The organism is Psychrobacter sp. TAE2020 (assembly GCF_018919485.1).
In the GTDB taxonomy this organism is placed as follows: domain Bacteria; phylum Pseudomonadota; class Gammaproteobacteria; order Pseudomonadales; family Moraxellaceae; genus Psychrobacter.
Window position 1 is genome coordinate 1,245,997 of the sequence record NZ_JAHLMU010000001.1, and the last position, 19,850, is coordinate 1,265,846.

Below are 19,850 nucleotides of genomic sequence, written 5' to 3' on the forward strand. Positions count from 1 at the left end.
TGGTTAAGGTTTTTTATCTAACTTACTACGTAATAGCCGATTTAATAGCGGTTTAGGCAGCCGATTTAATAGCTGGACTATATGACGCATAGAGGACGGAAACATTGCCAGCTCTACATTATTATCGATAGCTTGCATAATATGAGTTACCGCAGTGTCAATACTGATGATAAACGGCTTATGACTAGCATCGCCGTTATTCAAATCTCGTAAGGCTTGGGTATTAATATAACCGGGCGCTATGCAATTAACTTGAATAGCAAAAGGCGCAAGGGCGCAGCGATAAGCACTAGTAGTAGCGATCATGGCCCGCTTACTTTTGGCATAGAGACTGGCATAAGGATAATCCACCGTACCAGCAATAGAAGCGATACTAATTAGGCTGCATTTAACTGAAGCAACTGACGAGTCACGTCCCTCCTCCTTTTGTGCTTTTAACTGCTGACTAGCCCAGCTAAAGATCGCCTCAAAGGCTTGCAAATTAATCGCTAGCATCTGCTCACTATCGGCTTGGTTTAAATTATGAATACGCTCGTTAGTATAGCTACCAGCGCTATAAATAAGCCGCTCAAACCTCACCTTAGCTAACTTAGCCAGTAAGTCTTGGCGCTGAGTGCAGTCCGTTAAATCACAGCGATAAGTGCTGATATTCGGGTAGTCAGCGTTAATCTTGGCAATCTTAGTAGCGCTATGACCAACCACAGTTACTTGCCAGCCCAGCTGTTGATGCTTTACTGCTAGCGCCAACCCGAGACCGCTAGTGCCTCCTATGATAATGATATGCGCCGCTGCCTGATTAGTACCTGCCTGATTAGTACCTGCCTGATCAGTACCTGCTAGGTTAACAACTGCTAGATTAGGCATTTATAGCCCCTGCTGCTGGATATAATCTGCGGTGCGCTGATAGCCATATTGCCATTGCGCCTGCATCTGCTCTACAAAACCATCGTAGTCACTATGTATAAGCTCAACCGTAAGCTGCTGGAGACTAAAGCGTTTTTGTACTTGTCCGCTTAGCTGCTGACCATTATCCGCAAACGGTAACCAATGCAATTGACTGTTGTCTTGCCCTGAAGCGTCAGGGTAATAATTAGCAGAGAAGTGAGGGTGAATACTGGGTGAAAAGCTTGGTGAAAAACTATGCACTTGTGCCAAACGCTGATTGGGATCAAAACCAAATACCCGCTGAATCGCTGGTGCGGCAAGCCAAAGATCGTAGCCAGCTTTGCTTTCAGCAAATACTGTAGTTGCCAACTGACAAGCCAGCTCTACAGGAGTCAGGTTAATCACTCCGCCTAAGCACCAGCCCAAATCCTGATCCTCTATTGGCGGTAGATAATACATATCAGCCATAGAAGCCCGCACAGCGGTAGCGAAATCCCACTCAGTCACAGTCTTAACTGCTGGTTGAATGCGTCCATTGGCTAAAAAGTGCGCAGGCGCTACTAAGGTGTTACTTAGTGCTAGCTCTGCGTTGTCATTAGCGTTTAGTGACAAACGCTTTGGCGCAAATAATAGCTCTTGTAATTGAGCGCTATCTTTAGCTGTCTCAGGCTGCAATGCAGCAACATTACTATCATGATGCTGAGCTGAATTAACCGTTGGCTGTAAACGACTGGCGATAATAGCTATGTCTGGTGCACTATGCTTAAAACTGCCCTCTTGCCTAGTATCAGATAAAACGTCTTTAGGTAAAAACTGCAATAGCTCATCGAGCCATTGTTCCTCATTATCAACCCGAAACATTGCTAACTGCTGTAGTTCATCCAGCAACTGTTTATGAGTCTCAGCCAGTCGAAGGTGGCGCTGGACGGTATTACGGGACAAATGCCAACGCTTAATAGCCTGCGTGCTATAACGCAGCTTTAGACTAATATTAGCTTCATGCGCTGACACGTGTCTGATAGCTTTGATTACTCGGTATAACTCAGCGCTATAGGCCAATTGCTGCAGCTGTTTAGGATCAGGTGCAAGGTGAACCAGCAACGCCGACAAGCTACCGCCACAAGTACCGATAATAATATCTGGGGTCAAATCATTATCAACTAGTGCCGCATAGCTACCCAAATAGTAGCCAAAGCGTGAGCCGCCACCTGAGAATAGCTGTAAGCGCTCATAAAGTTTATTGCTCTGGGCCATCATTAGCTAGCAGCCTGCTGTTGCTTGCCTACTGTGAGAGACTGATCCTTGATTACTGACCGCTTTATCGCTAACGATACCGTAAAGATACCAAACTTATCAATACGCATAGCAATTTTATCAAAACCAGCGTCATCAACTAGCTGATCCATTTCAGCTTGCGAGCGGCAACGCATTACCCAACTGCTGCCTCGATGGTTATTCAAAGTTTTACTAATAAACTCTTGCTCAGGGTGCCAAGGCTGATTGGTATAAAGTAAATAACCCTGCTCTTTTAAGCTAGCATATATCCCTGTTAAGGCAGTAGCTGGCAGCGTATTGTCCGAAAACAGCTCAAATACCCCAGAAGCGATAGCCATATCGAATTTTTCACTATTGTTATCTTGCTGATAACTGGCCGGATCAAAGGCATCTCTTTGACAAGCCAGCACTCGATCGCCAAGATTTAGACGCTGTGCTTTGGCCTGTAGCGCCTGAATATTATGAGTATCATAATCACGTAGTTCAGCTTGTAGCTCAGCAAAGCTAGTCAATAGATCAAAGGCATAAAAGCCGTGACCACAAGCAATGTCTAACAGCTTTGGTTGATACGGCTTTGATTGATAGCGCTGATGTAAATCGACCTTACCCTGAGTGTCGTCATACTTATTTTTATAGTTATTTTTTAATTCAATCTCTGCTAGTGCGTGCGCGCCTAGCTCTAATATATGCTCGCGGCGGATACGAATACCTTGCCAGCCAATATTATTAAGATAGAACTTATCAACGGCTTTACCTAAGCCGCCTTTGCCACTAGGCTGATTATAGTAGACATGATCCAGTGAGTTGCCTGAGTCAAAACCATGCTCTAGACCAGTGGCGATAGCGGAGCTGACTTTACCGAATTTTTGCATAGCAAAACGCGTGATGGCAAAGTTGGCATTGAATGGCTTAATAGCTAGGCGATCAACTTTATCTTTACTAGCGCTACTCAAATGGGCGCTACGTAGATCAGTAGTGGCAGTAGTAGTACTAAAGACTTGCGCAGCGAACTCAATACAATCGGCAAATACTTCAGCTTTATTAGTCTCATGAAAGATAGCATGATAGCTGTCCGGATATAACTGCCAACGCTTAGTGGCAGTATTAATAGCGTCATAAAAGCTACGTTCGGCTTGTTTATCGACGACATAATCTTTGCCCGCACACAGAATAAACGTTGGCACGGTAATCGCTGCGGCGTCATCTAGCAAACGCTGCCCAGTTGCATGAGTGTCGATTAACAGATCGGTTGAGATACTACTCGATATCAAGGGATCAGCATTATAGGCTTGCTGCGCTTGTTTATCATGAGTTAAAACTTGTGCTTTGACGTAGCTGCTGACCCGAGCCATAAGCCCAAGGGTACGCGCGACTTTTAGGGTTGGAATAGCAAACGGCATATACAAACGAATACTTAGCGCCGGCGTGCCTAAGATCATAGCGCGGATATTAGGCGCATAGTCATGTACCCAAGCCGCGGCTAGCACTGCGCCAATACTGCTAGCGACTATTAAGGTATCTTCGATAGCTATAGTTGTTTGGCCGATAACCAACTGCACAAAATCATCCAAATCACGCTCAAGCTCAGTGACACTTTTGGCATGATCCTTGATACCCCCTGAGCGTCCATTACCACGCGCATCCCAAGCAAATACTTGATAACCAGCATTAGCGAACTGCTCGCCAAGCTCTGCTAATCGTCCTGAATGCTCATGGCCGCGATGCAATAAGATCACTTGTCGCAATGCTGAGGTGGCGTTTTTTAGGGTGTCTAAAGGCATAGTCAGCCAATATCGATAATAAATAGCGGTGCCATCATAAGCGTTATAGCAGCTCTCGCCAGCGATAAGATCGGGCACAGCAGTTTGGCGGCTAGCAGTCGGCTTATCAGTGCTTGGGTCATTAACTATTTGGCCGTTGCCGAGCGCTTTAGCATCGATAGCATTAGTATCAGTATCAATGTCAATATCGAAAGCACTGGCAGATTTTTGCTCAGCCGCTAAAAGTGAGGTTGGCATAAGGTCATACTCCGAAGGGTAGCTAGCAGTATCAATAGAGACCAGCTTAGGCGAGAGCACCCGAGCTGCGCACGAACTTAAAGTAGATGTAGAAGCAAATTTAGCGAGAGGATTAGCGAGTAACAGCGAGCCCGTTAAACTAGGCGTAAAGGTGATATTAGGCTGAATATTAACCGCAATATTAGCTTTAAAGCTATTAGCTTCAACAGTACTGGGCTTAATAACGGATGCAGTAGCAGACTTGAGCCTAGCAACTGGTGGATTACGCAATAAATAAAGCTCCGCCATAAAACGTAAACGATTTAGGCAAGTCTTGATCAATAAGGCTTGTATTAATAAGCCCAAAGATTTGAGCGCTATATTAGCAGTCAATAACGAAGGTTTTGTGCCCATTACTATACCAATGACACCTAGTAACAAGGCGCGATCACTTTTGCCCAGCGGTCCTTGGTTGGCTCGTACCTTAAAATACTGACTACTGATTATCGCCAGTAATTCGGTACTGACACTCAAAGTGATAAAACGGCTAATAGGCTGCGAATAAACTTGAAATTCACTTTTGCTATTAGCAATAGGGCTGATATGGGGTGACAAACTGGCGATTAAGGCGCTATCAGCAATAATATCACCCGCTTCGTTAAGCCATGCACCGAGCTTGGAAGCTTGTCCATGCTCACGTGCCATCATACCGTCAATGGCATTGAGCGCCATGCGGATGAATAATGAGGTCGGCAATAATAGCCTTAGTATCGGCTTCTGTTGCGCAGGCTTAGCTATCACATAAGCGGTGCCCACGCTCAATAGTACTGCGGTCACTGTCACTTGGTTGGCAGTAACTTCATGCTCGACCAGCGTATTACTTAGCGGTCGCAGTTGATCTTGAAATTGACTTTTGAGCTGATATAGAGACATAGAATTGCCCCAGTGCCTATAGGCTTTAATCCCTTAATGTAGCAACAAAAAACTATAAGGTAAACTTATAAAAGCTTTTGTTAAATCGTAAAGAACTGTATTTGAAAGGTCATTTTCACCTTTACTATGAATACTCTTGCCACCCCTCTTCTAGATACAGTATTAACAACGGTGCTAACCCCTACCCATAGCCATAGCCATAGCTACTGAACTAGTAAGCAGCAATACTGTCTTAACGATAACTTTACAGCGCTAAAACTGACTTTTCTCTAAGCTAATTTGACTCGCTGATATCGGTATTGATAGGCCGATATGTTACAATCTGCAGCTTAATAAAAGTCTCTCGAGCCTGCACTATGCAAAGCCTAATTACCCTATTTCTCGTTTTGATGCCGCTGTTTATTGGTTTTGCTATTCCTTCTATTCCCAAGTTGACTGCCTTTGCTGATAAAGGTCTAACTTATCTAGTGTTTATCATCTTGACTCTGATCGGTATCGAGCTCTCACAAGTTGAAGGGCTGGGCAATCAGTTGGGCGAGATTGCACTGTATGTGACGGTATTATCGATATTGACTATCGGTGCTGGGTTGTTCGGACTGATGTTATTTGATCGTTTGAACCCTTGGGATACCAAACAGTCTACTGCCAAGTCGAAACAGCATCGAGTCAGTATTCGCGGCAGTCTAGTGCAAGTCATTTGCGTAGTAGTCGGCATGGTCATTGGTTATTTGCTACCAGCAGGTTATATGCCACCTGAAAACACTATGACGGTGCTGCTCATGATATTGATTTTGCTGGTCGGCATAGGCTTAAAAGGCTCTGGCATTACTTTAAGAGAAGTACTACTCAATAAGCGTGGCGTTCAGATGAGTGTTATCTTTACGCTTGCGGTATTAGGTGGTGGGCTGCTATTTGCGCTGATATTCACTGATGTCTCATGGACTAAAGGCTTAGCCTTGGCATCAGGATTTGGTTGGTACTCCCTATCAGCTATCGTAATGACGGATGCTTATGGAGCAATTTGGGGTAGTGTGGCGCTATTTAATGATTTGATACGTGAGTTTTTTGCGCTAATATTTATTCCGGTATTTATGCGCAAATATCCGTCAGCAGCAGTTGGCCTTGGCGGTGCGACTAGCTTGGACTTTACCCTTCCTGTTATCCAACAATCTGGCGGTCTCAAAGTTATCCCACTAGCAATAAGCTTTGGCTTTATTATTAATATTGTCTCGCCTGTATTGATGGTAGTATTTTCAGCGTTGGGGTAAAGATGACTTGAAGATTATAGGCCTAACATTAAAGACTAACAAAAAGAGGTGATAGTTTTAATTATCACCTCTTGTGTTCTAATTTGCTAACTGCTAGGCATCTATAGATAAATGAGCATTATCTTCTTTTTCATTATCTAAATCTTTTAGTTTTTCTAATGGAGCCTGCCATACCTTAATAAATAAATCTGCTAGAAAATTACTACGTTCGATAATTGTATCTTCATTCCATTCGCTCAGCTCATCCCTAGTCTCTGGCTGAAAGTAACGATTTAAGTTAGATTTGCTATACTTCAATATTTCTGTTCGTTTAATTTGCCACGCACTATTTGAAATAGATGGATTCAAACTACCTGTAATGAGTGTTAAATTACCGATAGTATTTTTCAATGTATTCCTGAAAGCTTCTTGTTCAAGAATTTCATCCGCCGACTTACCTTCATTTGATAATGACCAATGCTTTTCCCATTTGTCAGGTAATATATGCTCAATAGTCAAATCTTTCTGGATTGGCATTGTTTCAGCCTTAGAATGTTGATTAGCATCATCAATAGCCTCTAATATCATTCTGATTTTATACTGAGCAATGCGACCATACAATGGACGTTTCAATAAGCTCTCTTTTAATTCAATATTATCAGGCATTCTTGAACTATCGCTATCACTCTTAGACAAAATAGTATGAATATCATCTACTTTAATTATCGAACTTGTTTGCTTTTTGGTACGATATATCTCTTTTATAACATCTGTGAAATGACGATTATAATTCTTGGTAGTCATTCCACAAACCATTCTCCTAACTAAGTATGATTCTAATACAATTAAAAACTGATTGAGTTCATTCTGCTGATCTTCCCATATTCTCATTGCTAAGAGTAATAACGGATATACTGTTGCTGTATCAATAGCTTCTAGCCTATACAGAAAAAGTTTCATTCTCTTATCTTGGGGTTGAGTAATACTTTGATATAATCTAGAAAACTGCTTCAAGGCAATTAAATGTTCAGTAGTATTTTTTGGGTGTTGAAAAAAACTATTATCAAACTTACTATAATTATCTTCGGTATCACGAACATAAGCTTTAAAAGAATCAAATAAATGTGACACTTTTATATCATCTTGTAGCATCAAGCTTAGATAATTCTGCAAAAACCAATCTATTCTTGGGCGTTTAGTGCGTCCTTGGCTGACCTCTTCACGCCAAAAGTTACTATCAAAAGCTAACCAATACTCATTGTACAGTTGCTCAATCTCTTTATCTGAGCCTTCAAGTTTTCTAAATAAAAAGTTCTTAATTAAATCTGCTGGTAATAACTGAGTGCCACGCGCATTAAGTGTCTCAAAAATTACTTGCGCTTCATCTTGTGTATGTAAGTCAATAACCACAATCTGTAAATGCTCACGCATAACTTGCCATAGAGCATCTAAACAGTTTTCAACATCGTTTTCATGTTCTACAAACCACTCTTTCAACACTTTTATAAAGTACTGATATGCTTTGAATATTTGGCTATTTTCTACCTTACTATCAAGATTTATGATCTCATCTTTACTATAGCTACTAAACTGATGAACTGTTTTAAAGGCTAGTCGGTCACTATTAGTTGGCCAAATTTTATAAGCTTCTTGATCTAGATCAACTTTACTACGTTTATTGCATACTAAGTCGTTAAATCGATCATACAATTTACCATTATCATATTTTTTACAAATATCTCTAATAGCAATCATCATTATCTGTAAAGTAGTAAATCGCTGCTGACCATCTATGACTTGTCTAGTCTCAATAGAACCTGTGGCATTATTGTCACGTTCTAAAACGACTGCACCTAAGAAATGGCTACGACAATTTTCATTCGCTAGATAGCGATTGGCTACATCAGTAATGTCGTCCCATAAATGATACCAGTTTTTTTCTTCCGTCCAAACATAAGGTCGCTGAAAAAGGGGAATTTGATAAGAGACTGTACTATCAAAAATTCGTTCTAGATTGCGAGCATGTGCTTCCATATTAAATTCTTCATATAGTTTAGATGTTAATAGTTTTAAAATACAAACAAGATTCTAAACTAATATCAAGCTAAAGGTAACTCTTTATCCATCTGACAAGCCTTATCATGCCAGTCTATAAACTCACTAATAGCTTTTGGAGATGAGCTGTTACTCATTTGTTGATTGCCAAAACTTTTAACGTAACGACAAGACTTATAATTTTTAGCAAATTTATCATAACTCTCAATCCACTGCTGACGCATTTTTATCTCACTGAGCTGCTGTTCAAAACTATCATATTGCTCTTCATCCATCTCGTCCAAGCTGGCATCATCGATACTAATATCTGTAAACCAAAAATTATTAGCAGGAATTTTCTTATTTAATTGATTTTCAGTGACCTCATTCATTCGCCACGGTTTCGCGGTTAGACGAGCGCGAAAGCACTGCTGCATTTGGCATAAGCGTGCATAATTATCATCGGCATGGAAGTAGGTAAACCATTCTGCAACGACGTCATCGCTTGGCACAAATAAATCATGAACCGCAATCAATCGAAATCCTGCGGGCGTTTCATACAGTCGAAACTGCTCATTGGGGTGACTAGCAACACGTTTTTGAACCAGCTCAGTCATAAATGGCTTTAACTCGGCCAAGTGCGCCTCATACTTCTGCTTATTTATTTGCACTTGAGAGTGCTCGTTTTTGTCCGCTTGCCACCATAAAAAAGCCGTACCTAACAGCATCACGCCAATGAGCCAAAGCCAAGATAACGACTGCCATGCAATGATACTAGCCATAATAACAAATAGAATAACAAAGCCCCAAACTTGAAGTTTCATCGATGACGGTTTGTTTTTATCGGTTATTAATGTGCCTATAAGACCTTGTTTATGGTAATCATTGGGATATATTTGCTGTAGTAAGTCATCATTGTCAACATCGACAATGGCAATGTTATCGACGTTCGCTACTTGTGCGCCATAGCTGTTGCGCGTAACTATCAGATGAGTAGTGGCTTTTGATCGTACGGACGATGATAAAGACTGCTCAGAGATAATTTGCTCACGAATAGGAATGCCATTGCCTTGGTTATATTGCTCCGCACGCTCACGACGGAGGATGTCCTCACCTGCCAGCCATTGCTTATGCGCATTAGCGACTCGCACTTTGGCATGATTCACTGCATCCACTTGGCTAACCTCTGACCAACCATAACGCTTGATAGTGGCTTGCTTTTTGGTATTATCAAACTCAGTTTTTGCGTCAAAGCGCTGCTTATAGTGCGCCCAGTATTTTGGAATGAGCATGGGGTTTGCCTTTGGATGGTTGTTTTACATCGAAATCTGCTGATTGAATATTAAATAATTAATCTTTAGGCTCCGTAGCTACCTCGTAAACACGACGGTTCATGGACATCTCCTCTTCAGTATCAAAATCTGCAGTAGCTATCCCGTAAACTCGGCGGTTCATAGACTTACCTTCCTCAGTGTCAGAAGAGGCAATAGGCTGCTTGGCGCCATAACTGGTAGTACTTAAACGCTCAGGACTAATTTGATGCTTTAGTACAAGATAGTTTTTGACGATAAGTGCTCTATTGCTTGCTAGAGCATTTGTTTGCAAGACTGCATCAGTAGCTGATACTTCATCGGTTGAAGCATGCCCCTCAATACGCATAGTAGCGGTATAGTACTCTTGCAGCTTTTGGGCTACTTTATCAAGCTCAAGCTGATACTCTTTTGATAGCTCACTACTGCCCTTAGCAAAAAAACCACGATACTCCATTTTAAGACCTATCCCCATACCTGTAAAAGGACAACCTCTTTCATCCGTTACTACGTTTATTGGCGTGCCTGGGCACATGTCTATATGATCAGAATAGTCATCGCCATCGCTATCTAAAGTAGCTTCAACAACGGGTATATCAATAGTTTGAGTGGTTTGGTTATGTGAAATAGGCGTTTGACACGCGGTTAATATTAAGGCGCTTACTAAAGTTAGAAGTGTATTTCTTGATTTAATTTTCATAGTATCTTGCCCTTAAAATTCGACGCATTGATCTGAATTCGAAAATACTTTATAGCTCTTATAAATCTTTTTATCAGACTGAGTAACTAAGCCATAAACTCGACGATTCATAGCTCTACCCTCTTCAGTATCAGAGGGCGCAATAGACCCTCTAACACCGCAATCGAGAGTAGTCATACGACTAGGCTCAATTTTGTGATTTAAAATTAAGTAATTTTTGATAATAACTGCTCTACTCTTAGCCAGCGAGTTCGATTGCAAATTTGAGGTAGAAGCTTCACTGACCTCATCCTCCGAGACATGAGCTTCAATTTTTATAGTAGCCTTATCATATTTATTCATTTGGTCTGCTACTTTATCAAGCTCATCATGATATTGTGGCAATAGTTCACTGCTGCCTTTAATGAAAAAAGCACGATACTCCATCATTGGTGGCATGCCAGCAAGACTGACAATTTCAGCACATCCTCTTTTGTCCACTATCACGTTCTCGGTAGTATTTGCACACTGGTCTATCTCATCGATAACGCCATCACCATCGCTATCAACACTGACTGTAGCTACAGGTATATCGACAAGCTGCCCTGTTTGATTGGTTGATGTAGGGTTTTGCATTGAATTTTGGCAAGCTGTTAACATCAAAAAGCTAGAAAAAACCAACATCATTGTCCATAGCCTATTTTTCATAGCTTATTCTCCTTATAAGCAAACCCTTAAACCCCACTAGCCTGCCTGGCGAACAGCCGCATTAATGGTTTTATCTTGCTAACCGCTGACATGCCTTCATTACGGATTTGTTGTATAGGACGAGTTTGCGCCAACTCGCCAGCGAATAGCCAGTTCAGTGCCGAGAAGCTATGCATCATTAGACTATTATGCGGACGACGCAAGCGCTCATAAGTGCGCAAGGTTTGATTGCTACCCCATAGCCGACTTCCACTGCGTACATAATCATGCTCCAGCTGCTCACATAACGCTCTTACATCGAGCATCCCTAGATTCAATCCTTGCCCAGCTAGTGGGTGCACGCCATGAGCGGCATCCCCTATTAGCACTAAATTATCAGCGACATAAGACTGCGCTTGTTGCGCCGCCAACGGGAAGCTAGCGATAGACTCAATTTTGTTAATTGCACCCAGCTCGTAAGTACTAGCAGCAGCCAATTGATCAGCGATAAAGCGTGGCGATTCCTCAACAAGCGCCAAAGCCTTATTGCGCGGCAACGTCCAAACCACTGACTGCCAATGCTGTGGATTGGCTTTATCCTCTTCCGTAATATCAGCCAAAGGTAATAGCGCCAAAGTCCCTGTAGGCAGCATCGCTTGACGAGCAGTAGCTTGATGTGGTTTATCGGTCTGAATAGCACAGCAAATAGCGGTTTGCTTATAGTCCAAAGTATCAAGCTCGATTGCTGCCTGCTTACGGACGAACGAGCCACGACCGTCAGCGCCTACTACTAGCATTGCCTTAATGGCACGGCCATCATCTAAAGTCACGTTATAGCCTTGCTGCGCCCCTAACCAATCCATCGCTACTACTTTATGTCCTGAGATCACAGTCAGATAGTTACTGACGTCGTGTTGCTGGAGACCTTGCCATAACGCATGCTCAATCACTGCTGGCTCAACCATACTGCCTAGTATTGTCGAAGGAGGAGTATCAGCATCACTGCTCTCACCAAACAGTAACTCGCCGATACCATTAAGTTGCCAAACCTGCATTTGTGAGTAATCCGCTTTGCGTTGTGACTGTGCTATTTTTTGCCACACACCAATCTCTTTAAGCAAGTTAATACTGGCTAAACTTAAGGCATAAACTCTAGCATCACGCTGAGCTAATTTATCCGACCAAAACTCTGCACTGCGTTCAGGTATTGCATCTACTAAAGTCACCGGACGCTTAGCCTGTGCTAATTTTAATGCCAATGTTGCCCCAACGATACCGCCACCAATAATCACCGTGTGGTTATTTTTCATAAATTATCTCTTTATTTAGAATTAGCAACGTACAATTTAAAAATGATTATTATATAAGTTACGACATAAGTTACGACTTTAGACCCATCGCATAATTGGCAATCAAGGGTTTGATATTAGGCAGCTTATCAAAAGCCACTAGCGCCACATTACGGGCCAGCTTAATCACTGGATTTGGATGAGTAAAGCCATGGACTACCGCATCACAGAAGCGAATCACCCGTTTTTGATCAGTTTGTCGTGCTTTTTCATAACGTTTCAATAGTTGACTATCACCAAGATCAGCGCCCTTTAGCACTTGCGCACTCATCATCTGCGCCAACACATGAGCGTCACGCATACAGAGATTAAAGCCTTGACCGGCGACTGGATGCAAAGTATGCGCAGCATTGCCCATAATCACACAACGACCGTCAACTTGTGATTGAGCAAGCACTCTAGTTAAGGGATAAGCACCACGGCGACCTGCGGCGGTAAAAGTACCAGCACGAGTACCGAAGGCTTGTTGCAGGGTCGCTAAAAAGTGCGCATCGTCTTCTAAGTACTGCTGCTCTTCACCATTCGGACAGACCCAAACCACTGACCGTCTAAAGCCCGTCTGATAATCATCATTGCCATCACCCTCAGGATCAGTCAATGGTAATACCGCTAGTGGCCCAGCAGGACTAAAGCGCTCAATAGCGACATGGTTATGCGGCTGATCAGTTTCTACTACCCCAACGATAGCGGTTTGCTGATAGTCATAAGTACTAATGCCGATATTTAATAGCTGACGTACGTTGGAATCACGACCATCACAAGCGACTAGTACACTGCCTTGTAACTGCTGCTCACCCTCTTCGCCATCATAATAATTAAAAGTAACCGTCACCCCATCAGTTTGCTGATTGATAGTAATCACCTCAGCATTGTCTATGATAGTAATCAACGGCTGGTTTTGTACTGCTAATAATAGCTTACGCCCTAGCCAAGCGTTCTCCATTACTTGTCCAAAAGATTCGACTTGCTCTTCAGCCTTGTTTAGTTGTGCCTTGCCAAAGCTGCCTTGCTCACTAATTTGCACCGCATCGATACGACAAGCATGGCTTTGCAGCTCAGGCCAAAGACCTATCTCTTGATAAATCTGTACCGTACGCCGTGATAATGCCGTATTACGACTGTCTAAATAATGGCTGCGCGTGCGGTCGTTCTCAGGACCAATCTCTGGATAGCGGTTTTTTTCTAATAAAGTACTAGCGATACCATGATGCGCTAATAGCAAAGCAAAAGATAAGCCAACGTGACCGCCGCCAACGATCAGTACTTGCTGCTCAGTAAGCTTTGCTTTAGGAGTCTGCTGGTCAACTTGCTTAGTTTTATTATGGTGAGCAGCTTGGGCGGCTGAATAGGTAGGATCATTATTAACATTAGAATTTTGCATTATTATTCCTAATCGCTTTTATTTAAGAGGTATTTGAAAGCATTTCACAGTCAGTGAATGGCCGATTAAAAGTTTGTCAAAATGTAATCACCGGCTTGCTAGTTGTCGCACAGTTTGATGCATCCATCGTTATATTACGATTTTGAATGCGTCCATCGATTGGCTATACAATAGCAGTTAATCAGCTATAAACTACCTGCTAGGTTACCACAAATTATCTTAGTTTCTGTGAACTTAACGCTACTGCTAAGCCCTGTTGATGACTAGAGTGCAGGCTAGCTTAGTAAGCGGTAAATAATAGCTTAAGTCGTTGCACTCTATATACAAAACAGCCCAACTGTAAACCGCTAATGCCTTGAAATTTAAATATTATCAACCATAATGAATGTAGACTATTTATTTACTAACCCTAATTTTATTGTTACTAACAACCATTAAATCCGACCGTCATTTTTAGCATAATAAACCAATAGCAAAGCCGTTAACCATAAGCCAGATTCACTCACTACTTTATCTATTTAGCCCTTAGCCAATAATGGGCAAACATCATAAGGATATTCGCTTGACTGACTCCATGAACCGCCATGTAATATTTGAACATTTGACCCAAGCCCACCTAAAAACCATGCTCGGCGAATACAATCATCACCTAAAATATATCCAAACTCGTCTCGATATTAAAATAAGCCAACGCCAAGGTGACTTTTGCCTAACTGGGGATCTAACGGGTATTGAGCGTGGTGAACGTATCTTGTATAAATTAGCCGACGAAGCGCAAAACTCTAAAGACATTACTCCAGAAGAGTTACATCTTATTATCCAATCTAGCATTTCGCGCGATCAAGATATAGAAGACGACGAAAAACAAACAGCTAGCAATGATGATGAGCATCCCGATGCTGCCAGCGAATTCACTCCTATTAGTTTACGGACTCGTAAAGGTAGAATCATTCCACGCGGCGGTAACCAACAAAGCTATGTTAAAAACGTCTTAACCTCTGATGTCTCCTTTGGTATTGGCCCTGCTGGTACTGGTAAAACTTATTTGGCCGTCGCTTGTGCGGTAGATATGATTGAGCGTAACGAGATTGAACGTATTTTATTAGTGCGTCCAGCGGTAGAAGCGGGTGAAAAGCTAGGATTCTTACCAGGCGACTTATCACAAAAAATCGACCCTTATTTACGCCCCTTATATGACGCTCTGTATGAGATGTTAGGTTTTGAAAAAGTAGGTAAAATGCTGGAGCGTCAAGAGATTGAAGTAGCACCTTTGGCTTACATGCGTGGTCGTACTTTGAATAACTCTTTTGTCATTTTAGATGAGGCACAAAACACCACTCCTGAGCAGATGAAGATGTTTTTGACTCGCTTAGGCTTCGGCTCACGAGCAGTGATTACGGGTGATATTACTCAAGTCGACTTACCACGAGGTAGCAAATCAGGCCTTACCCAAGCTTTGGAAATCTTAAGTGGTATTGAAGAGATTCATATTACTAAGTTTGACTCAAAAGACGTGGTACGCCATCAGTTGGTACAAAAAATCGTTGAAGCTTATGATGTGTTCGATGATGAGCAACTGATACTTGAAGAAAAGCGCAAGCAAGAGCGTTTAGCTGAGCAAGATCGTAGAGCAGCCATTGCTAACGCTGCTGCTAAGCTATAATTAGCAACTTTAACTTTTAAACTTTTGAATAAGCAAATAGTTAAACACTTAGCTTTTTGCACCACTACTGTTAGAAAACGAAAAACCAGACTAATAATAGTCTGGTTTTTTATGCTTTAGATTAGGGCGTGTTATTATGATTAACCTGACATCGACAGCTGATATGCTTAAGCATAGCCCAGATACTACCATATAAGCTGTATTAATTAATAAAAAGAGCCAGATATGACACAAGCTAATGATGATGGCACTACTAATGCCAATACTGACAATGCTAATAACGACCCTATTGTAGCTACTAGTCTTCAAGCAGCTGAGATAACTATTAGTGCTATCGACACTATTGGCGAGCAACTCATTAATAGTTTTTATACTGAAGATATCCTACAAACTGCACTGAGCGCAACCTTAGCTTATATTGATAAACGTATGCAGGACGGTCTACAGCTACCGTACTTCGCAGATATCGATAACGCCGCATGGCAACAAAAACCTAAAGCTTTAGAGGTCTATATAACTGATGCTAGCGAAGGACGTGAGCTTAACATGGAGGCTCGTGGTAAAGATAAGCCGACTAATATTTTATCTTATCCCAGCGAGATGCCTGCCAGCATTATTGAGCTGATGCCGACTTTACCATTAGGGGAGTTGATTATCTGTCATGAAGTGATGGTACGCGAGGCGCAAGAGCAGAATAAAAGCGTGGCCCAGCATATTAGCCATTTATTAATACATGGCATCCTACATTTGCTAGGCTTCGATCATGAGCTAGGTCAAGCTGAGCAGGACGAGATGGAGAGCTTTGAGATAGATATTTTACAAGGACTAGGCTTAGCTAATCCTTATTTATAGCTTTATTACATTGCTTATAGCATTACTTATAACCTTTGTTAAAAAACAGGCCCTGCAATACAGTTTATAGAATGAGGTTGGCTATAGATATCGGTAACTATCATTCATTTTAACAGGGTTTTAAACATCATTAGTCTTTAGTCATAGGTAGCTTTTGTGACTGATCCATATTGTTGATCATTTGATCTAATCCCTTGATATGTACGCTACGCTGCGGAAAGGGAATGTTTATTTTTTCATCGTCGAATACGTTTTTAAATTGCTCAAGCAAGTCGCATTGCATCGACCACCAGTCGGCATTGGTAGTCCAAACATTCAAAGTCAAGTCGACAGAGTTATCCCCTAAGTTGGTCACGCGAACGATAGGTTCAGGTTCATTGAAAGCTACCGGATTATCATGGGCTAGCTTTAATATCAAGTCTTTGACGACTTTGATATTAGCATCGTAGCCAATACGGATAGTAATATCGACACGGCGGTTGGGCAGCGAAGTATAATTGGTCACTGCCGAAGTGGTGATACTGCTATTTGGGATAATAATATCGTGATTATTGATAGTAGTAAGATGAGTATTAACTAAAGTAATCTCGCCTACTGTGCCAGTGAAGTTACTAATTTGCACATAATCGCCTTTAACGAAGGGGCGAAAAGTCACAATCATAATACCAGCGGCAAAATTTGACAGCTGATCTTTGAGTGCCAGTCCTATAGCGACCGCTGCACCACCCAAAATAGCCACTACTGAAGTAGTATGGACACCGACTTGATTTAGCGCCGCCAAAGCAACGATGACTATCAGCACCCCATAGAGCATACGACTCAGGAAGTTAGCAGCAGTCACATCTACTCGGCTACGAATCATAATACCATGCAAAATTCTGGTAGCTTTCTGAGTTAGCCAGCGTCCTACAGTAAATATCAATAAGGCCAATAAAACTTTAAACAATAAGCTCAACACACTATCTGTCAAAGTGGCTACATCTAAGGTAAATCCTAAAAATTCCATATCAATTCTTTATTTCAACTTTATGAGAGTTATTTGCACTTTTGACTAGGCAAGGTTTTGGCTGCGCTATTCTGTGCGCTGTCTTTACGCCTCTGCTTATCAACACTACCCCCACCTACTTATGCAGCAATGGCTAATAACAGCGCTTACTAACTAATGTTAAAGGTTATCATAACATGAGCGCCAATTAGACGGCTATGGTTAATAATGACACGGCACAACACAGTCGCAGGCTTCTAATTTTAACCGCTCAATGCTTTAATAGTGAATAATGTGATGTTTATTAGTAGGTTATTTAGCTGATTTGCTACAATATGGCGGCATCAGTTTTGCCTTTAGCTGTTTTGCTATATACTAATTTCATTCTCTATCACAGCTTTATAGCTGTCACATAATTTACGGATAATCGAATACAAGGATAAAGAGCTTGAGCGACTCTGAAAACATTGACCCTAGATATAGCAACCGATCTAATAGTGACAAAAACAACAATCGACGCAGTACTGATAGCATCACTGACTTCGATGATTTTGTAGAAAATCTTGGCTATCGTTTTAGTGAGTCTTTTGGTAATGGTTGGGATAGCCTCACTCAAGTTATCAAAAACTTATATAACAAAACTACCGATAAGATAGAAGACGAAATCGCCCTGCCCGTTCCAGAAAAATATGTCAACGATGCGCTACAGAAATTCGTCACTGATAATGTCAACGCCATTTTAGAGCTGCGCGTTGAGCTGCATGATAAATGGTTTCGACTATTCTGTACTATCAGTGTCGCTGGTATCTATGTCGAAGTGGCCAGTAACTTTAAGTTGGTTCACGTGCAACTAGATCGTAATGTGCAGCGCTTTGTCTTTGGTCAACTGACCTTTACTGATGTGCTGAATCTACGCTGTGAGTCTTTCATCAAGCGTCAAGGTATCAAGCTGGCCGTTTGGTTTTATCACAAAGTGCTAAAAAAAGACCCGTTAGGCGTTATCTTAACTTATATCAATATTGCTCGTGCTAAAGATGACATTATTTATTTAGATATCCATCGCTGGATGAAAAATAATGACAAGATTATGAGCACTCTGCATAAAGTTCAAGTGAATTACGGGGAATCTGAAGAAGAGCAGATGGTTCTAAAAGCACAAATCAACTATCGCGATTTATTGGGTGGTAGTAATGGCGAACATATTATTAGAGATGAAGATGAGCCGGAATTAATGAAAGGCCCGATCAATCCTATAGCCGATGCTACTGAGCCCAGTCAAGAGGCTTAAACCAGAAGGCTAAAAAAGACGCCTAGACAATGCTTAGCAAAGTTGTCATTTATAGTCTAGAAAAAGAGTAATACTCAACGCCCCTAAGCATTAGTATTCAAAAAACCAAAAAGCCGCAACTGTCTTTATCAGCAAGACTATTGCGGCTTTTTATTAACTGTCTTTCTTTACAGTAAAGGCGACAAGCATAACAATGGCTAACAGTATAATCATAGCTATCAACATAATAATGGCTAATTATTAAAAAAATATTGCCGCACTCTTACCAGTAATTCTCTACCGCTATATTACCCTCACCACGTCTATTCATCACCATGCCTAAGCTTTTTAGCGTCTCTTTGGTATCTTCCACCATTTCAGGGTTGCCACATACCATAACATGAGCGCTGTCAATATCTAAGGCTATACCAGCTCGCTGTTGCAAGCTTTGATCCAGCAATAACTTAGGCAGACGCTCATTTAAAGCATCTGTCATTGGCTCACGAGTAACAATAGGAATAAAAATTAGCTTAGCGGGATTATCTACTAATGAGCCAAAGTCCTGTTGCAGTTGCTGGATCTTATCCACGTAGGCTAGCTCTTCTATAGTACGCGCACTATAGGCTAGTACAATATGCTCATAGTCTTGCCAAGTTTGTAGGTCTTGCAGCATAGATAAGAACGGCGCCAGGCCAGTACCAGTTGCTAATAGCCACAAGTCTTTAGGATGCGGTTTTTGGTAGCGAGCTAGGGTCAAGAATCCAAAGGGCATAGTGTTTAGCAATAGCTCATCACCGACTTGTAGGTGCTGCAACTGCGAGGTAAAAGCCCCATCAGGAATGACGATTGAGAAAAACTCCAACACTTCATCAAAAGGTGAAGAGGCGATAGAATAAGCTCGAAATACCTCTTCATCAACCGCTTGCTCGACAACTTGATCAGCTGCTGCTCGTTGCTGTTGATAATATTGCAACTGACTGGGATTAACCCCTAAGCGTACAAACTGTCCAGCAGCAAATTTAAAGCTATCCGGTCTGGTGACGGTAAAGCTAAATAAGTTAGGTGTCCAAGTGGTTTTACTAAGCACTGTTACGGTTTGAATATTATCACTCATAAGTAGTAGTCGCCCTTAGTTATTTATTTTATCATTCATTTATTGATAAATTAGTGGTTGGCTGCTCGTCATTCAAGTACACATCGAAACAGCCTTTATAGTACCTTTAAAAATACAGTACCTTTAAAAATATAGTATCTTTAAAAAAATAATAACTTATTTAGATAATGGATAACCAAAAAATAAAAAAGG

General features: G+C 41.6%; 15 protein-coding genes. 4 read left to right on the forward strand and 11 right to left on the reverse strand.

Going from position 1 to position 19,850, the window contains the following annotated elements:
• Nucleotides 1–3: 3 nt before the first annotated feature.
• From KPY62_RS04955 to KPY62_RS04965, 3 genes are read right to left on the reverse strand one after another with little or no spacing between them, the layout of a single operon-like run.
• Entirely contained in the window at nt 4–864 is an 861-nt protein-coding gene (locus tag KPY62_RS04955; protein WP_216581076.1) for an SDR family NAD(P)-dependent oxidoreductase, read from the reverse strand.
• Nucleotides 865–2,142 carry a patatin-like phospholipase family protein gene (locus KPY62_RS04960; RefSeq protein ID WP_216581077.1) on the reverse strand — a complete coding sequence of 426 codons (1,278 nt, stop codon included), beginning with the start codon at nt 2,140–2,142 and terminating at the stop codon, nt 865–867. It lies immediately after the preceding gene.
• A complete protein-coding gene (locus tag KPY62_RS04965; protein WP_216581078.1) occupies nt 2,142–5,090 on the reverse strand; it encodes an alpha/beta fold hydrolase in 2,949 nt (982 codons plus the stop codon). Before KPY62_RS04965 ends, KPY62_RS04960 begins: the two co-directional genes overlap by 1 nt.
• Nucleotides 5,091–5,446: 356 nt before the next feature.
• On the opposite strand from KPY62_RS04965, the gene KPY62_RS04970 reads away from it, so the two are divergent.
• A complete protein-coding gene (locus tag KPY62_RS04970; RefSeq protein WP_216581079.1) occupies nt 5,447–6,358 on the forward strand; it encodes a lysine exporter LysO family protein in 912 nt (303 codons plus the stop codon).
• Between the two features lie 93 nt (nt 6,359–6,451).
• On the opposite strand, the gene KPY62_RS04975 is transcribed toward KPY62_RS04970, so the two are convergent.
• From KPY62_RS04975 to KPY62_RS05000, 6 genes are all read right to left on the reverse strand, one after another.
• A complete protein-coding gene (locus KPY62_RS04975) occupies nt 6,452–8,371 on the reverse strand; it encodes a DUF262 domain-containing protein (RefSeq protein WP_216581080.1) in 1,920 nt (639 codons plus the stop codon).
• Nucleotides 8,372–8,436: 65 nt separating this feature from the next.
• Nucleotides 8,437–9,663, reverse strand: a complete 1,227-nt coding sequence (locus tag KPY62_RS04980) for a hypothetical protein (RefSeq protein WP_216581081.1) — start codon at nt 9,661–9,663, stop codon at nt 8,437–8,439.
• Nucleotides 9,664–9,721: 58 nt separating this feature from the next.
• Nucleotides 9,722–10,381, reverse strand: a complete 660-nt coding sequence (locus tag KPY62_RS04985; protein WP_216581082.1) for an OmpA family protein — start codon at nt 10,379–10,381, stop codon at nt 9,722–9,724.
• 12 nt (nt 10,382–10,393) lie between these two features.
• Nucleotides 10,394–11,068 (reverse strand): OmpA family protein, encoded by a 675-nt coding sequence (locus KPY62_RS04990; RefSeq protein WP_201623212.1) that lies wholly within the window; start codon nt 11,066–11,068, stop codon nt 10,394–10,396.
• Nucleotides 11,069–11,094: 26 nt separating this feature from the next.
• Entirely contained in the window at nt 11,095–12,357 is a 1,263-nt protein-coding gene (locus KPY62_RS04995; RefSeq protein WP_216581083.1) for an FAD-dependent monooxygenase, read from the reverse strand.
• A gap of 70 nt (nt 12,358–12,427) precedes the next feature.
• A complete protein-coding gene (locus KPY62_RS05000) occupies nt 12,428–13,777 on the reverse strand; it encodes a UbiH/UbiF/VisC/COQ6 family ubiquinone biosynthesis hydroxylase (RefSeq protein ID WP_216581084.1) in 1,350 nt (449 codons plus the stop codon).
• A gap of 574 nt (nt 13,778–14,351) precedes the next feature.
• Between KPY62_RS05000 and KPY62_RS05005 the strand changes: the two genes are divergently transcribed.
• Both KPY62_RS05005 and ybeY read left to right on the forward strand, forming a co-directional pair.
• Entirely contained in the window at nt 14,352–15,440 is a 1,089-nt protein-coding gene (locus tag KPY62_RS05005; protein WP_216583143.1) for a PhoH family protein, read from the forward strand.
• A gap of 225 nt (nt 15,441–15,665) precedes the next feature.
• On the forward strand, nt 15,666–16,292 hold the full coding sequence (gene ybeY, locus KPY62_RS05010) for an rRNA maturation RNase YbeY (protein WP_216581085.1): 627 nt from the start codon (nt 15,666–15,668) through the stop codon (nt 16,290–16,292).
• Nucleotides 16,293–16,422: 130 nt separating this feature from the next.
• Here ybeY and KPY62_RS05015 read toward each other — a convergent pair whose 3' ends face one another.
• Nucleotides 16,423–17,298 carry a mechanosensitive ion channel family protein gene (locus KPY62_RS05015; RefSeq protein ID WP_216581086.1) on the reverse strand — a complete coding sequence of 292 codons (876 nt, stop codon included), beginning with the start codon at nt 17,296–17,298 and terminating at the stop codon, nt 16,423–16,425.
• A gap of 427 nt (nt 17,299–17,725) precedes the next feature.
• On the opposite strand from KPY62_RS05015, the gene KPY62_RS05020 reads away from it, so the two are divergent.
• The gene (locus tag KPY62_RS05020) at nt 17,726–18,565 is read left to right on the forward strand and encodes a hypothetical protein (RefSeq protein WP_228730579.1); all 840 of its coding nucleotides are present in this window, start codon (nt 17,726–17,728) and stop codon (nt 18,563–18,565) included.
• A 262-nt stretch (nt 18,566–18,827) separates the two neighbouring features.
• Here KPY62_RS05020 and KPY62_RS05025 read toward each other — a convergent pair whose 3' ends face one another.
• A complete protein-coding gene (locus tag KPY62_RS05025; RefSeq protein WP_216581087.1) occupies nt 18,828–19,658 on the reverse strand; it encodes a ferredoxin--NADP reductase in 831 nt (276 codons plus the stop codon).
• Nucleotides 19,659–19,850 lie beyond the last annotated feature (192 nt).